The following is a 14,086-nucleotide window of genomic DNA, read 5'->3' on the forward strand; positions in this document are numbered from 1 at the left end:
TCAGGCCTCCTTGACCTTGGCCGGCGCCTTGGCCTTGGCCTTGGCCCTGACCTTGGCCTGCCGGCCCCCGCCACCGGCTCCGGCGCGCGTCCACGGCGTCAGCAGCCGCTGCACACCGAGCAGCAGCAGGTCGGCGGCCAGCGCGAGCAGCACGCACAGCACGGAGGCGGTGAGCACCTGGGCCTTGAAGGAGCTGTTCACGGCGGGGGCGATCAGGTTGCCGAGGCCGCCCTTGCCGACGATGGAGCCGACGGTGGTCAGCGCCACGGTCGAGACGGTCGCGATCCGCACCCCGGCGAGCAGCGCGGGCAGCGCCAGCGGCAGTTCGACCTGCCACAGCAGCCGGGTGGGGCCGTAGCCCATCCCGCGCGCGGCCTCCCGTACGTCCTCGGGGACGGCCTCCAGGCCGGCCAGTACGTTGCGGACCAGGATGGTCAGCGAGTACAGCACCAGACCGGTCACCACCAGCGCCGCCGACAGCCCGAAGAAGGGCAGCAGCAGCGAGAACATGGCGAGCGAGGGGACCGTGTAGAGCAGGGTGGTCAGGCCGAGCACGGGGGCCGCCCAGCGGCGGCCGCGGCGGGCCAGCAGCGCGAGCGGGACGGCGACGGCCACGCCGATGAGCACCGAGACGGCGGTGATCCAGAGGTGTTCGACGGTGGCGTCGGTGAGCTCCTGGGAGCGGGAACTGACGTAGTCCCAGCAGATCCAGTCGTTCGCCACGAGGCAGTTCTGCCCCGCCATGCCCCTCACCCCCCCCCGTCACTCACGTCACCCACCGTTCGTAGGAACGACCATAACCCGCGCTTCCGACAATGGCCGGAATCGTTCGCGAAAGCGCAACACTCCTCTGACAAATCCTTCGCCCGTTCGACCACCCGGCTGGGAGAGGATGGACCGGTGATCCGATTCGAGCATGTGACCAAGCGCTACCCCGACGGGACGACGGCCGTCGAGGACCTGTCCTTCGAGGTGGCGGAGGGCGAGCTGGTCACGCTGGTGGGCCCGTCCGGCTGCGGCAAGACGACCACCATGAAGATGGTCAACCGGCTGATCGAGCCCACCTCCGGCCGGATCCTGCTCGGCGGCGAGGACATCTCGGCCGCCGACCCGGTCGAACTGCGCCGCCGGATCGGCTATGTCATCCAGCAGGTCGGGCTGTTCCCGCACAAGACGGTGCTGGAGAACACGGCGACCGTGCCGCAGCTGATCGGCACGCCCAAGGCCAAGGCCCGCGCCCGGGCGGCCGAGCTCCTCGAACTCGTCGGCCTGGACCCGGCCGTCTACGGCGGCCGGTACCCGGAGCAGCTGTCGGGGGGTCAGCGCCAGCGCGTCGGCGTGGCCCGCGCGCTCGCCGCGGACCCGCCGGTGCTGCTGATGGACGAGCCGTTCGGCGCGGTGGACCCGGTGGTGCGCGAGCGGCTCCAGAACGAGTTCCTCGCCCTCCAGCGCACCGTCCGCAAGACCATCCTGCTGGTCACGCACGACCTGGAGGAGGCCGTCCGGCTCGGCGACCGCATCGCCGTGTACGGAGCGGGCACCATCGAGCAGTTCGCCAGCCCGGCCGCGGTCCTCGGCGCCCCCGCCACCGCGTACGTGGCCTCCTTCGTCGGCGCCGACCGGGGCCTGAAGCGGCTCGCGGTCACCCCCGTCGGCGCGGCCGACCTGACGGCGGTGGACGGCGCCGCGGCCCCGGCGGCCTCGGTGGCCCTGGGGGCGACGCTGCGCGAGGCCCTGTCGGCGCTGCTCCAGGAGGACTCGGGGCGGATCGGGGTCACGGACCCGGACACCGGCGCGCTGGTCGGCGTCCTCACCCCGGAGGGCGTCCACCGGGCCCTGCGCCGGGCCGAGCTCCAGGAGGCGTAGCCCCCGGCGGGCCGCGGAGTCGGCCCTGGACCCGGATCGGGGCCCGGAAACCGGGCCCCGGGAACGGCGAAAGGGCCCGACCGGAGTCGGGCCCTTCCTCGTCTTTCCCCCCGCGCTTCCGCGGCACCCGCACCGGCCTCAGGCCTGGATGCGGCCGCTCATCCACACCAGCATCGGCGGGATCTCACGGCGCCAGGTGTTGAAGTTGTGGCCACCGCTGTCGAGGATGATCGAGGAGACCCGGTCCGGGCCCTTGACCAGCTTGATGAACTTCTTGGTGTCGCCGAGGTTCGGCTCGCCCTTCTCGCTGCTGGTCACGAGGAAGGAGGTCCCGGCCGGCTTCTTGCCCTGCATGCTCTGCAGGATGTCCGCGCGCTTCTTCAGCTTGTCGTCACCGTGGAACAGGTCACCGGTGGTCGCGTCGTTCGCCGCGTCGTAGTACGCGGACAGGCCGGCGGCCGCGCCGAACACCTGCGGGTAGTGCGCGGCGATCTTCAGGGCGCAGTAGCCGCCCGTGGAGTTCCCGATGAAGCCCATGTTCTGCGGCTTCTTGCCGACCCGGAAGGTCGTCTGGATGGCCTGCGGCAGGTCCTGGGCGAAGAAGGTCTCGGTCTGCGGGCCACCGGGTATGTCCACGCACTCGGTGTCGCGCGGCGGCGCGATCGTCGGGCGCAGCATGACCAGGATCATCGGCTTCATCTTGCCCTGCTTGGCCAGGCTGAAGGCCTTCATGGGGTAGTCGAGCCCTTTGATCAGGTTCTCGGCCGTACCCGGGTAGCCCGTCAGCACGATGGACGCGGGGAAGTTCTGGTCCTTGTGCTGGGGCTGGAAGTACTCCGGCGGGAGCCACACGTAGCCGGGGCTCGTTATCTTCGACTTCGGGCCGGTTATGGCAACCTTCAGGATCTGACCACCGACCTGGGGCCTGGCACCACCGGGCACGTCAAGCTTCTGCTTGTCGATGACCTTGATGTCCTTGCTGCTCATCGAGTGGTCGACGACCTTGCCGATGGACGTCTCCTGACCGAAGAGGTCGGCCCAGGAGCCGTAGAAGAGGAACGACTTGTTGGCCGCCAGACCGACCGCGGAGAACAGCGCCAGCTGGGTCGCGAGCAGGAGCCCGATCCGCCCGACGACCGCGCGCCAGCCGCCGCCCGAGAGCTTCGGCCAGAACCACACCGTCGCTCCGAACAGCAGGACACCGGCGACGATGGCCAGGACCAGGACCGTATTACTGGTGAGACCCATGAGTAGTCAGTCGACTTTCTGATGGCAGGACAGGATTTTTCGACGGAAGAGTGAACCCGCTCCTCCTTGATGTCGTCCTAATGGACGCACCACACCCCGGAGGCTGTCGCGGCCTTCGGCCACATGATCTCTCGCGGAGCAACGGGAAGCGATGTCTAGCAGGATAGATGGCGATAAGTCCGGACAGGTTCCGAAGCGGGTCAGCCGAATCGTCCGCGGCCCACGACCGGAGTCCGTACCCGGCCTGGTAGGTACGGCCGTCATGATCGTCGGCCTTCTGGATGTCGCGGCGGGTGTCTTCCCGCGCTTCCGTCACAGCAGGATCCACGCGGTGACCGAGGTGCTGCCCGGTTCCCTGGGGCCCTTCGCCGCCGCCATGTCCATCAGCGCCGGCGTGCTGCTCCTGCTGCTCGCGCACGGCCTCAAGCGCCGCAAGCGCCGGGCCTGGCGGTCCGCGGTGATCCTGCTGCCGGCGGGGGCCGTCGCGCAGTTCGCGTACCGGCACTCGGTCATCGGCGTGGTCATCGCCGCGGTGCTCCTCGGGCTGCTGGTGCGCCACCAGAGCGAGTTCAAGGCCCTTCCGGACCCGCGCAGCCGCTGGAAGGCGCTCGCGAACTTCGTCCTGATGAGCGCCGGCTCCATCGGCCTCGGCCTGATCATCGTCAACGTCCACCCGGGCAAGGTCGTCGGCCGCCCGAGCCTGTACGAGCAGATCACGCACGTCGTCTACGGGCTCTTCGGCTTCGAGGGCCCCGTCGACTACGTCGGCCGGGTGTCCTGGACCGTCGGCTACTCCCTCGGCGCCCTCGGCATGCTGACCGCCGTCACCACCATCTACCTGGCCTTCCGCCCCGAGCACCCGGCGGCCCAGCTCACCGCCGACGACGAGGCGAAGCTGCGCGAGCTGCTCGCCAAGCACGGCGGCCGCGACTCCCTCGGCCACTTCGCGCTCCGCCGCGACAAGGCCGTGGTCTTCTCCCCCAGCGGCAAGGCCGCCGTCACCTACCGCGTCGTCTCCGGCGTGATGCTCGCCTCCGGCGACCCCGTCGGTGACGTCGAGGCCTGGCCCGGCGCCATCGAGCGGTTCATGGAAGAGGCCAAGGCCCACTCCTGGACCCCCGCCGTCATGGGCTGCAGCGAGACCGGCGGCGAGGTCTGGACCCGCGAGACGGGCCTGGACGCCCTGGAACTCGGCGACGAGGCGATCGTCGACGTCAAAGACTTCTCCCTCGCGGGCCGGCCGATGCGCAACGTCCGGCAGATGGTGAAGCGCATCGAGCGCAACGGCTACACCACCAAGGTCCGCCGGGTCAGCGAACTCACCGAAGCCGAACTGGAGCAGGTGCGCGGCGCCGCCGACGCCTGGCGCGGCACCGACACCGAGCGCGGCTTCTCCATGGCGCTGGGCCGCGTCGGCGACCCGGGCGACGGCGACTGCTTCATCGCCACCGCGCACCGCGTGGAGGAGGGCGACACCAGCCCCTTCGGCGACCTGAAGGCCGTCCTGCACTTCGTTCCGTGGGGCAAGGACGGCATGTCGCTGGAGCTGATGCGCCGCGACCGCGCCGCCGACCCCGGCATGAACGAGCTGCTCATCGTCGCCTCCCTGGAGGCCGCGCCCGCGCTGAGGATCGAGAAGGTCTCCCTGAACTTCGCGATGTTCCGCTCGGCGCTCGCCCGCGGCGAGAAGATCGGCGCCGGCCCGGTCCTGCGCATGTGGCGCGGACTGCTCGTCTTCCTCTCCCGCTGGTTCCAGATCGAGTCCCTGTACAAGTTCAACGCGAAGTTCCGCCCCCGCTGGGAGCCCCGCTTCGTGGTGTTCCGGCAGACCCGCGACCTGCCCCGCATCGGCTTCGCCGCCATGCAGGCCGAGGGCTTCGTCACCCTCGCGCTGCCCCGGCTGTTCGCCAGCCGCCGCCGCCCCAAGCCGGTCCGTACCTGCGCCCACAACGAGGTCACCGCCACGGTGCCCGCCCAGACCGAACGCGAGTGCCAGGTCGCCTGACCCCGCCCGCAGCTCCGCCGCAGGCGCCGCCCCCGCCCCGGATCCCGGGCCGGGGGCGGCGTCGTAGGCCCCCCTGCGGCCGCGAACCGCCCGGCCGGGCCCGGACCTCTACCCTTGGACCCATGAACAACAACGGCGCGGCCCCCTCCAGAGGCCAGGTGACGGGTCTGCCCGACTGGGACCGCTGCGGGGTCATGGGCGTCGTCAACGTCACCCCGGACTCCTTCTCCGACGGCGGCCGCTGGTTCGACACCACCGCCGCCGTCAAACGCGGCCTCGACCTCGTCGTCCAGGGCGCCGACCTCGTCGACGTCGGCGGCGAGTCCACCCGCCCCGGCGCCTCCCGTGTCGACGAGGAGGAGGAGCTGCGCCGCGTCGTGCCCGTCGTGCGCGGCCTGGCCTCCGAAGGCGTCGTCGTCTCCGTCGACACCATGCGCGCCTCCGTCGCCGCGCAGGCGGTCGCCGCCGGCGCGGCCCTGGTCAACGACGTCAGCGGCGGCCTCGCCGACCCCGGCATGATCCCGGCCGTCGCCGCCGCCGAGGTGCCCTTCGTCGTCATGCACTGGCGCGGGTTCAGCGACGGCATGAACAGCCTCGCCGTCTACGAGGACGTCCTCGGCGAGGTCACCCGCGAACTGCGCGCCCGCATCGACGCCGTCGTCTCCGGCGGCATCGCCCCCGAGCGGATCGTCGTCGACCCGGGCCTGGGCTTCGCGAAGAACGCAGAACACGACCTGGCCCTCGTCGCGCACCTGCGCGACCTGCGCGCCCTCGGCTTCCCGCTGCTGGTCGCCGCCTCGCGGAAGCGTTTCCTCGGCCGGGTCCTCGCCGGCACCGCCGACACCGCACCGCCGCCGGCCCGCGAACGGGACGCCGCCACCGCCGCCGTCTCGGCCATCGCCGCCCACCAGGGCGCCTGGGCCGTACGGGTGCACGAAGTACGCGCGACCGCCGACGCGGTTCGGGTGGCCCGCGCCGTGGAAGGGGCACTGTGACCCACCGTTCGAACAGGGAAGGGGCACGGTGAGCCGTACCGACATCGAAGCCGTCGAAGAGGTCAACGCGGCCTTCTACGAGGCCATGGAGCAGGGGGACTTCGACGCACTGTCGGCGCTCTGGCTCGAGGACGAGATCTCCTGCGTGCACCCGGGCTGGCCGGTGCTCTCCGGGCGGGGCGAGGTGCTGCGCTCGTACGCGCTGATCATGTCCCACACCGAGTACATCCAGTTCTTCCTCACCGACACCAAGGTGGCCCTCATAGGCGACACCGCCCTGGTCACGTGCACCGAGAACATCCTCAGCGGAGGGCCCGCCGAGGACGGCGGCGAGCTCGGCCCGCTGGTGGGCCAGCTGGTCGTCGCCACGAATGTGTTCCGACGCACACCGGAGGGCTGGCGGCTCTGGTCCCACCACGGTTCTCCGGTCCTGACGGACTCCGAAGACGAGGAGGAACCGGACACCGACTGACCCCAAGGGCGGGGCCGAAGGTTTGGCGCAGGTAAATTCGAAGGTGGACGACGCCGACCGCACTCGGCGTAGGCCCATGGCCCCGGGGAGCCCCGGGACCGGAAGTACCTACGAAAGCAGGAGTGATTCGCGTGGATCGTGTCGCGCTGCGCGGCCTCAAGGCTCGCGGGCACCACGGCGTCTTCCCCCGGGAGCGCGAAGAGGGCCAGACCTTCATCGTCGACCTCGTACTGCACATCGACACCCGCCCCGCGGCGGCCGACGACGACCTGGCCAAGACCGTGCACTACGGGGTCGTCGCCGAGGAGGTCGTCGACGTCGTCCAGGGCGAGCCCGTCGACCTGATCGAGACCCTCGCCGAGCGGATCGCCCAGCAGTGCCTCAAGCACGAGGCGGTCGCCCAGGTGGAGGTCGTCGTCCACAAGCCGGACGCGCCGATCACCGTCCCCTTCGACGACGTGACCATCACGATCACCCGGAGCCGCGCATGAACAACGGACTGAACGCCCAGAGCGACCCCACCGTCCAGCCGGTGCCCGCCTCCGTCGTCGAGACGGTGGACGCGGCCGACGTCACCCTCTCCAACCCCAAATGGGCCGTGATCGCGCTCGGCGCGAACCTCGGCAACCGCCTGGACACCCTCCAGGGCGCCATCGACGCCCTCGGCGACACCCCGGGCCTGCGGGTCAAGGCCGTCTCCCCCGTCTACGAGACCGAGCCGTGGGGCGTCGAGCCCGGCTCGCAGCCCGCGTACTTCAACGCGGTCGTCGCGGTGAAGACCACCCTGCCGCCGTCCTCGCTCCTGGAGCGCGGTCAGGCCATCGAGGAGGCCTTCGACCGCGTCCGCGAGGAACGCTGGGGCCCGCGCACCATCGACGTGGACATCGTGTCCTACGCCGACGTGGTCTCCGACGACCCCGTCCTGACCCTCCCCCACCCGAGGGCCCACCTGCGGGCCTTCGTCCTGGCCCCGTGGCACGACATCGACCCGGAGGCCCAGCTCCCCGGCCACGGCCCGGTCGCCGCCCTCCTGGCCGGGATCGGCCGTACCGGCATCACGCCGCGCCCCGACCTGGAACTCCGCCTGCCGGAGTAGTCGTTAGTAACCTGTTCACTGCGCGTCACCGAGAGTGGGGAACAGGCAAGTGAAGCAACTGAGGCCGGCGGTTCTGGCGGGCATCTTCGCCGTCGCCGGGGTGCTGTCCTGGGCGGGCGCCCGGCTGTGGAACGCGTACGGCACGCTGCCGGGCGTACCGCTGGCCGCGCCCATCGTGCTGGCGGTCATCGCGGTGGTCCTCCTCGCGACCGCCCTGTCGATGCGCGCGCGCCTCAAGGCCCAGCGCGAGCGGCGGCCCGGGGCGAAGGGCGTGGAGCCGCTGATGGCGGCCCGCGCGGTGGTCTTCGGCCAGGCCAGCGCCCTGGTCGCGGCCCTGGTCGCGGGCATGTACGGCGGCGTCGGCATCTTCCTGCTGACCGACGCCCTCGACGTCCCCGCCCGCCGGGACCAGGCCTGGTACGCGGGCGCCTCGGTCCTCGCGGGCGCCGCGGTCGTCGCCGCCGCCCTCTTCCTGGAACACGTCCTGAAACTCCCGGAGGACGAAGACCCCACCAAGGCCCCGTCCCCGGCCTAGGCCTCCCACGGTGCGCGGACCAGATGCCCGTTCACCAGGAAGCCTGGGTGCGGGGTGAGCCCGAAGCCTTACAACGTGGACGGTTTGGCACCGGGCGCCCGTGCCGCGACGGCGCGTACCTCGACCCATGCCGACTCGTCGAGTTCGACGGGGTGCTCCTCCGCCTGGAACGTGCCGCGCCTCGGCCAGCTGTCGGCGACCACGAGCCGCGATGCCAAGCCGTTCGTGCGGGGTGTGAACCGGGCACCGATGATCTCGGCGAGCTCCGCCAGAAACGGGACGTTCGAGCTGGTGAGCAGCCTCGCCGGCCATCGCCTGATCCTGTACCCGTCGCCGTCCTCGTACCCGTCCAGGAATCCGCCGAAGGTCTCCTCGTCCCGGAGTACGACCCGGGGAAACCGCTGGCGCATGTGGTGGGCATCGCCGCCGACGTATTGCCGCATGAGGTCGGCGAGGTACGAGGAGACGACTCGGACCCGGAAACCGGGTACGTCCCGCCCCAGGTACCCGGACGGCCTTGTCACGGCTTCCAGCCGCGCGTGAAGGCCGGTGGCACCGGTCAAGGCCCCGGCGTACTTCGCGGCGAAGGACTCGTCGTTGACCACCAGGGACACATGGTTCTTGCCCACTGTCCCGTCCGAACACGTCGCCCCGACCAGGTAGCCGAGCTGGTATCCCGGCTGGACCGAAAGCCGTTCTCGGCACAGCTTGCGCGCGTGGGACCACGCCACCACGGTGCCGACGGCGTCACGGGCGTGGGTCCATCCGTCAGGCGTCCACAGAAGCTGATCCGGTGCCACGGCGAAGGTCGCGTGGTCCGTGGTCACGTCGACGAGGGCGCGCGTCTTGGCCACTCGTACTTCTGTGACCTCGGTCTGTTCGGTTCGTCCGCCCCGCAGTGTCCATAAGCGATGCCCTGGCCGGACATCGCACGCCCGGAGCCGCCCGCCTACTGCGTTGACCGTCTGCCTGCTCGGTAGACCCCAAAGCATCGGTCCCCCTCTGTGAAGTAACGGAGGGGGACCGTAGCGAACGGCACTGACAGTCCGGCTAGCGCGCCATGATCAGGCTCATCGCCTCGGCGCGAGTGGCCGTGGCGCGGAGCTGGCCGCGCACCGCGGACGTGGTGGTCTTGGCGCCCGGCTTGCGTATACCTCGGACCGACATGCACATGTGTTCGGCCTCGATCACCACGATGGCGCCTCGCGCATCCAGGATCTCCATCAGGGAGTCGGCTATCTGCGTAGTGAGACGTTCCTGCACCTGCGGTCGGCGTGCGTAGACGTCCACGAGGCGGGCCAGCTTCGACAGGCCGGTGATCTTGCCGCTCTCCGCAGGGATGTACCCGACGTGAGCGACGCCGTGGAACGGCAGGAGATGGTGTTCGCACAGGCTGACGATTTCGATGTCCTTCACGAGGACCAGCTCATCGTGTCCCAGGTCGAACACCGTCGTCAGGACGTCCTCCGGCTTCTGCCACAGGCCGGCCAGGATCTCCCTGTACGCCCGCGCCACCCGGCCCGGGGTCTCCAGGAGGCCTTCGCGGTCCGGGTCCTCGCCGACCGCGATCAGCAGTTCTCGGACGGCCGCCTCGGCGCGCTTCTCGTCGAACTCGCCGATCGTGCCCTCGCCACCGGTCAGGGTCACTGGGTCGGTCATTTCTTCCTCGTTCCTGTCCGCACACGCGCTGCATAAAAAGTGCCGCGCCCCCCAGGCTAGAACCTGGGGGGCGCGGCATCCATTCCGGGGCTGATCAGGCCTCCGGGCGCTCCTCCGGGGAGGGCTCCGGGGCTTTCTCCACCGACACGGCGGGCGCGGCGGCCGAGGCCGCCGAGGCGCCGTTGGCGGCGTTCGTCAGCTGGAGCTCCTTGGGAGAGAGCACCGGCGGACGGGTGGAAGGGGTGCGGCGGGAGGAGCCGGTCCACGCGGGACGGGCCGGACGCTTGACGATCGTGGAGAAGATCTCGGCGATCTGCTCCTTGTTCAGCGTCTCCTTCTCCAGCAGCGCGAGGACCAGGTTGTCCAGGACGTCCCGGTTCTCGACCAGGATCTCCCAGGCCTCGTTGTGCGCGGTCTCGATGAGCTTCTTGACCTCTTCGTCGACCAGCGCCGCGACCTCTTCCGAGTAGTCCCGCGGGTGCGACATCTCGCGCCCGAGGAACGGCTCGGTGTTGTCGCCGCCGAACTTGATCGCACCCAGGCGCTCGGTCATGCCGTACTGGGTGACCATCGCGCGGGCCGTCGCCGTGGCCTTCTCGATGTCGTTCGCAGCGCCTGTCGTCGGGTCGTGGAAGACCAGCTCCTCGGCCGCGCGCCCGCCCAGCATGTACGCCAGCTGGTCGAGCATCTCGTTGCGCGTGGTCGAGTACTTGTCCTCGTCGGGCAGGACCATGGTGTAACCCAGGGCCCGGCCGCGGGACAGGATCGTGATCTTGTGGACCGGGTCGGAGTTCGGGGAGGCCGCCGCGACCAGGGCGTGTCCGCCCTCGTGGTACGCGGTGATCTTCTTTTCCTTGTCCGACATGATCCGGGTCCGCTTCTGCGGGCCCGCCACGACGCGGTCGATCGCCTCGTCCAGTGCGTGGTTGTCGATCAGCTTCTTGTCCGAGCGGGCGGTCAGCAAGGCCGCCTCGTTCAGGACGTTGGAGAGATCGGCACCGGTGAAGCCGGGCGTGCGCCGGGCAACCGCGCCCAGGTCGACGTCCGGAGCGACCGGCTTGCCCTTCTGGTGGACCTTGAGGATCTCCAGACGGCCCTGCATGTCCGGCCGGTCGACCGCGATCTGCCGGTCGAAACGGCCCGGGCGCAGCAGTGCCGGGTCGAGGATGTCGGGCCGGTTCGTGGCGGCGATCAGGATGACTCCGCCCTTCACGTCGAAGCCGTCCATCTCGACCAGCAGCTGGTTGAGGGTCTGCTCGCGCTCGTCGTGTCCGCCGCCGAGGCCCGCGCCGCGGTGCCGGCCGACGGCGTCGATCTCGTCGACGAAGACGATCGCCGGGGCGTTGGCCTTGGCCTGCTCGAACAGGTCACGGACACGCGAGGCACCGACGCCGACGAACATCTCGACGAAGTCGGAACCGGAGATCGAGTAGAAGGGGACACCGGCCTCGCCCGCGACGGCACGCGCGAGCAGGGTCTTTCCGGTGCCGGGCGGGCCGTAGAGCAGCACGCCCTTGGGGATCTTGGCGCCGACGGCCTGGAACTTCGCCGGCTCCTGGAGGAACTCCTTGATCTCGTGGAGTTCCTCGACGGCCTCGTCCGAACCCGCGACGTCGGCGAACGTCGTCTTCGGGGTGTCCTTGGTGATGAGCTTCGCCTTGGACTTCCCGAAGTTCATGACCCGGGAGCCGCCGCCCTGCATCTGGTTCATCAGGAACAGGAAGACGACGACGATCAGGACGAAGGGCAGGAGCGAGAGCAGCACGCTCAGGAACGGGCTGGTCTTGTCCGGAGTGACGGAGTATCCGTCCGGGATCTGACCGGCTTCGTACTTGGTCTGGAGGTTCTGGGCGAGCTGAACGCCCTGATCCCCGATGTAGTTGGCCTGGAACTTGGTGCCGTCGTTGTTGCCGAGCTTCTGGTCCTTCTTGAGCTCGATCTTGATCATCTGGCTGTCACCGGTGGTCAGCTTGGCGCTGTCCACCTGGCCACTGTTGATCGCCTTGATGACCTCGCTGGTCTCCACCGACTTGTAGCCGCCGCCGGAGCCGACGACGTTCATCAACACGACCACGGCGAGGACGGCCAGCACGATCCACATGACCGGCCCACGGAAGTATCGCTTCACGTCCATCCATACGGGGCGCCAGGCACCCCGTCCCTCCTGCCCGTAGGTAAATGCTGCTCTGAGTAAAGACTGTTCTTCGGAATGTACCCCTGTATTGTCACCCGCGGCCTCGTGGGACGGCTGACAGACCCGCCTTCGCATGCTCCAACGGCGGGAATCGCCCCCAGGTTCCCCCAGGGGCGAGATCTACGGGGCGGACGACCCGGGTGGGTCCTCAGCCGCCGTAGACGTGCGGGGCGAGCGTGCCGACGAACGGCAGGTTGCGGTACTTCTCCGCGTAGTCGAGGCCGTAGCCGACGACGAACTCGTTCGGGATGTCGAAGCCGACCCACTCGACGTCGATCGCGACCTTTGCGGCCTCGGGCTTGCGCAGCAGCGTGACGACCTTGAGGGAGGCCGGCTGGCGGGAGCCCAGGTTCGACAGCAGCCACGACAGGGTCAGGCCCGAGTCGATGATGTCCTCGACGATCAGGACGTGCTTGTCCTTGATGTCGGTGTCGAGGTCCTTGAGGATCCGGACCACGCCCGAGGACTGGGTTCCGGCGCCGTAGGAGGACACCGCCATCCAGTCCATGGTGAGCGGGGTGGACAAGGCGCGCGCCAGGTCCGCCATCACCATCACGGCGCCCTTGAGCACACCGACGATGAGCAGGTCCTTGCCCGCGTACTCCGCGTCGATCTTCGCGGCCAGCTCGGCCAGCTTCGCGTCGATCTCTTCCTTGGTGATGAGCACCGACTGGAGGTCGCTGCCCATGTCCTTCTCGTCCACCCGCATCACTTTCGTTGTCGGCCGGGGCTCCGGGGGGTGACCCCGGAGGACTCAGCCGTGTTTCAGCACCAATCAGCCCTGCCGGATGACAAGTCTGCCACCCTGCCGCTGGGCCTCGACGCGGCCGGGCAGGTTGATGGCGCCCTGACCGCGCCATCCGGTGATGAGGCGGTCGACTTCTTCGATGTGCCGGGCGAAGAGCGAGCCGGCGGGGGAACCGGCCGCGACGACGGCCCTGCGCAGCACGCGGCGGCGGACGGCCGGGGGCAGGGCGTACAGCTTGGCGCACTCCAGGCGCCCGTCGGCGTCCCGTACGCCGGCCTCCGCGTCGGCGGCCCAGGCGTCCAGGGCGTCGGCGTCGTCCCGGGAGAGCTGGGCGGTGCGGGCGAGGGCCTCGACGACTCCCTTGCCGAGCGCCTTCTCCAGGGCGGGCAGTCCTTCGTGGCGCAGCCGGGAGCGGGTGTAGGCGGGGTCGATGTTGTGCGGGTCGTCCCAGACGGGGAGGGACTGGACCATGCAGGCCTTGCGGGCGGTCTGCCGGTCGATCTGGAGGAAGGGGCGGCGGTAGCGCTTGGTGCGGCCGGGACCGCCCGAGACCTCGGCCATGCCGGAGAGGGAGCGGATGCCGGAGCCGCGGGCGAGGCCGAGCAGGACGGTTTCCGCCTGGTCGTCCCGGGTGTGGCCGAGCAGGACGGCGGCGGCGCCGAGCCGGTCGGCGGCCTCGTCGAGGGCCGAGTAGCGGGCGTCGCGTGCGGCGGCCTCGGGTCCGCCGTCGCGGCCGACGCGCACGGCGACGGACTCCACCGGGTCGAGGCGGAGCGCGGTCATGCGGGAGACGACCTCCGCGGCGCGCAGGTCGGAGCCGGCCTGGAGGCCGTGGTCGACGGTGATGCCGCCGGCCCGGACGCCGAGCTTGGGGGCCTCGAAGGCGAGGGCGGAGGCGAGGGCCATGGAGTCGGCGCCGCCGGAGCAGGCGACGAGGACGAGTGGCGGGGTGCCGGCGGAGGTGCGACGGTCGGCGGGGAGGTCGGTGAGGTCGGTGAGGACGTCGTGGAGTACGCGGCGGACCGCCAGGCGTATCGCCGCGACCGCAGGATGGGGACCCATGTCCGGTGCCCTTCGTGGAGTTCGGATGCTCGGAGGCTGGGGGTGCTGCTGGGGTGCTGCTCGGGGGGTGCTGCTCGGCTCGGTGGTGTCCGGGGTGCTGTTCGGTGCTGTTCGACGGCGCCCCGGTGTCCGCTGCCCGGTGTCCGTGGGATCCCCGCGGAGGATCCCGGAAGATCCGGGTTGTCACTCAGAGTGCGTCGATGGTG

The 14,086-nt window shown here is 70.3% G+C and carries 14 protein-coding genes; 7 read left to right on the plus strand and 7 right to left on the minus strand.

Features of this window, described 5'->3' with window-relative positions; all coding sequences use genetic code 11:
- Window positions 1-744, minus strand: coding sequence for an ABC transporter permease (locus OOK31_RS18600; protein WP_267088389.1), 744 nt, complete (start codon window positions 742-744; stop codon window positions 1-3).
- A 156-nt stretch (window positions 745-900) separates the two neighbouring features.
- Here OOK31_RS18600 and OOK31_RS18605 point away from each other — a divergent pair, with 156 nt between their 5' ends.
- Entirely contained in the window at window positions 901-1,866 is a 966-nt protein-coding gene (locus tag OOK31_RS18605; protein WP_267088390.1) for an ABC transporter ATP-binding protein, read from the plus strand.
- Window positions 1,867-2,004: 138 nt separating this feature from the next.
- Here the strand turns inward: OOK31_RS18605 and OOK31_RS18610 are convergent, their stop codons facing one another.
- Window positions 2,005-3,114, minus strand: a complete 1,110-nt coding sequence (locus tag OOK31_RS18610; RefSeq protein WP_267088391.1) for an esterase family protein — start codon at window positions 3,112-3,114, stop codon at window positions 2,005-2,007.
- 151 nt (window positions 3,115-3,265) lie between these two features.
- On the opposite strand from OOK31_RS18610, the gene OOK31_RS18615 reads away from it, so the two are divergent.
- The 6 genes from OOK31_RS18615 to OOK31_RS18640 all read left to right on the plus strand — a co-directional run bounded on the left by OOK31_RS18615 (window position 3,266) and on the right by OOK31_RS18640 (window position 8,217).
- Complete coding sequence (locus OOK31_RS18615; protein ID WP_267088392.1) at window positions 3,266-5,119, plus strand: phosphatidylglycerol lysyltransferase domain-containing protein; 1,854 nt, start codon at window positions 3,266-3,268, stop codon at window positions 5,117-5,119.
- A gap of 122 nt (window positions 5,120-5,241) precedes the next feature.
- Complete coding sequence (folP, locus tag OOK31_RS18620; RefSeq protein ID WP_267088393.1) at window positions 5,242-6,114, plus strand: dihydropteroate synthase; 873 nt, start codon at window positions 5,242-5,244, stop codon at window positions 6,112-6,114.
- A 28-nt stretch (window positions 6,115-6,142) separates the two neighbouring features.
- Complete coding sequence (locus OOK31_RS18625) at window positions 6,143-6,586, plus strand: nuclear transport factor 2 family protein (RefSeq protein WP_267088394.1); 444 nt, start codon at window positions 6,143-6,145, stop codon at window positions 6,584-6,586.
- Window positions 6,587-6,717: 131 nt separating this feature from the next.
- Complete coding sequence (gene folB / locus OOK31_RS18630) at window positions 6,718-7,077, plus strand: dihydroneopterin aldolase (RefSeq protein WP_150209025.1); 360 nt, start codon at window positions 6,718-6,720, stop codon at window positions 7,075-7,077.
- A complete protein-coding gene (gene folK / locus OOK31_RS18635; RefSeq protein WP_267088395.1) occupies window positions 7,074-7,682 on the plus strand; it encodes a 2-amino-4-hydroxy-6-hydroxymethyldihydropteridine diphosphokinase in 609 nt (202 codons plus the stop codon). The genes folB and folK overlap by 4 nt, the downstream gene beginning before the upstream one ends.
- Window positions 7,683-7,731: 49 nt before the next feature.
- Entirely contained in the window at window positions 7,732-8,217 is a 486-nt protein-coding gene (locus OOK31_RS18640) for a DUF3180 domain-containing protein (RefSeq protein ID WP_267088396.1), read from the plus strand.
- Window positions 8,218-8,285: 68 nt separating this feature from the next.
- Here OOK31_RS18640 and OOK31_RS18645 read toward each other — a convergent pair whose 3' ends face one another.
- The 5 genes from OOK31_RS18645 to tilS all read right to left on the minus strand — a co-directional run bounded on the left by OOK31_RS18645 (window position 8,286) and on the right by tilS (window position 13,880).
- Window positions 8,286-9,071 carry a hypothetical protein gene (locus tag OOK31_RS18645; protein WP_267088397.1) on the minus strand — a complete coding sequence of 262 codons (786 nt, stop codon included), beginning with the start codon at window positions 9,069-9,071 and terminating at the stop codon, window positions 8,286-8,288.
- A gap of 196 nt (window positions 9,072-9,267) precedes the next feature.
- Complete coding sequence (folE, locus tag OOK31_RS18650; protein WP_267088398.1) at window positions 9,268-9,876, minus strand: GTP cyclohydrolase I FolE; 609 nt, start codon at window positions 9,874-9,876, stop codon at window positions 9,268-9,270.
- A 94-nt stretch (window positions 9,877-9,970) separates the two neighbouring features.
- Window positions 9,971-12,010 carry an ATP-dependent zinc metalloprotease FtsH gene (ftsH, locus tag OOK31_RS18655; protein ID WP_267088399.1) on the minus strand — a complete coding sequence of 680 codons (2,040 nt, stop codon included), beginning with the start codon at window positions 12,008-12,010 and terminating at the stop codon, window positions 9,971-9,973.
- Between the two features lie 208 nt (window positions 12,011-12,218).
- Entirely contained in the window at window positions 12,219-12,779 is a 561-nt protein-coding gene (gene hpt, locus OOK31_RS18660; RefSeq protein ID WP_267034220.1) for a hypoxanthine phosphoribosyltransferase, read from the minus strand.
- A gap of 66 nt (window positions 12,780-12,845) precedes the next feature.
- Window positions 12,846-13,880: a tRNA lysidine(34) synthetase TilS gene (gene tilS, locus OOK31_RS18665; protein ID WP_267088400.1), complete on the minus strand. Its 1,035-nt coding sequence runs from the start codon at window positions 13,878-13,880 to the stop codon at window positions 12,846-12,848.
- Window positions 13,881-14,086 lie beyond the last annotated feature (206 nt).

Origin of the sequence: Streptomyces sp. NBC_00249, assembly GCF_026342355.1 — a bacterium.
GTDB lineage: Bacteria > Actinomycetota > Actinomycetes > Streptomycetales > Streptomycetaceae > Streptomyces.

Bases quoted from the DNA above. Each gene is read 5' to 3' on its own strand.
- OOK31_RS18600 (WP_267088389.1), bottom strand. From the start codon at position 744: ATGGCGGGGCAGAACTGCCTCGTGGCGAACGACTGGATCTGCTGGGAC.
- OOK31_RS18610 (WP_267088391.1), bottom strand. From the start codon at position 3,114: ATGGGTCTCACCAGTAATACGGTCCTGGTCCTGGCCATCGTCGCCGGT.
- OOK31_RS18615 (WP_267088392.1), top strand. From the start codon at position 3,266: ATGTCTAGCAGGATAGATGGCGATAAGTCCGGACAGGTTCCGAAGCGG.
- folP (WP_267088393.1), top strand. From the start codon at position 5,242: ATGAACAACAACGGCGCGGCCCCCTCCAGAGGCCAGGTGACGGGTCTG.
- folK (WP_267088395.1), top strand. From the start codon at position 7,074: ATGAACAACGGACTGAACGCCCAGAGCGACCCCACCGTCCAGCCGGTG.
- folE (WP_267088398.1), bottom strand. From the start codon at position 9,876: ATGACCGACCCAGTGACCCTGACCGGTGGCGAGGGCACGATCGGCGAG.
- ftsH (WP_267088399.1), bottom strand. From the start codon at position 12,010: ATGGACGTGAAGCGATACTTCCGTGGGCCGGTCATGTGGATCGTGCTG.
- hpt (WP_267034220.1), bottom strand. From the start codon at position 12,779: ATGCGGGTGGACGAGAAGGACATGGGCAGCGACCTCCAGTCGGTGCTC.
- tilS (WP_267088400.1), bottom strand. From the start codon at position 13,880: ATGGGTCCCCATCCTGCGGTCGCGGCGATACGCCTGGCGGTCCGCCGC.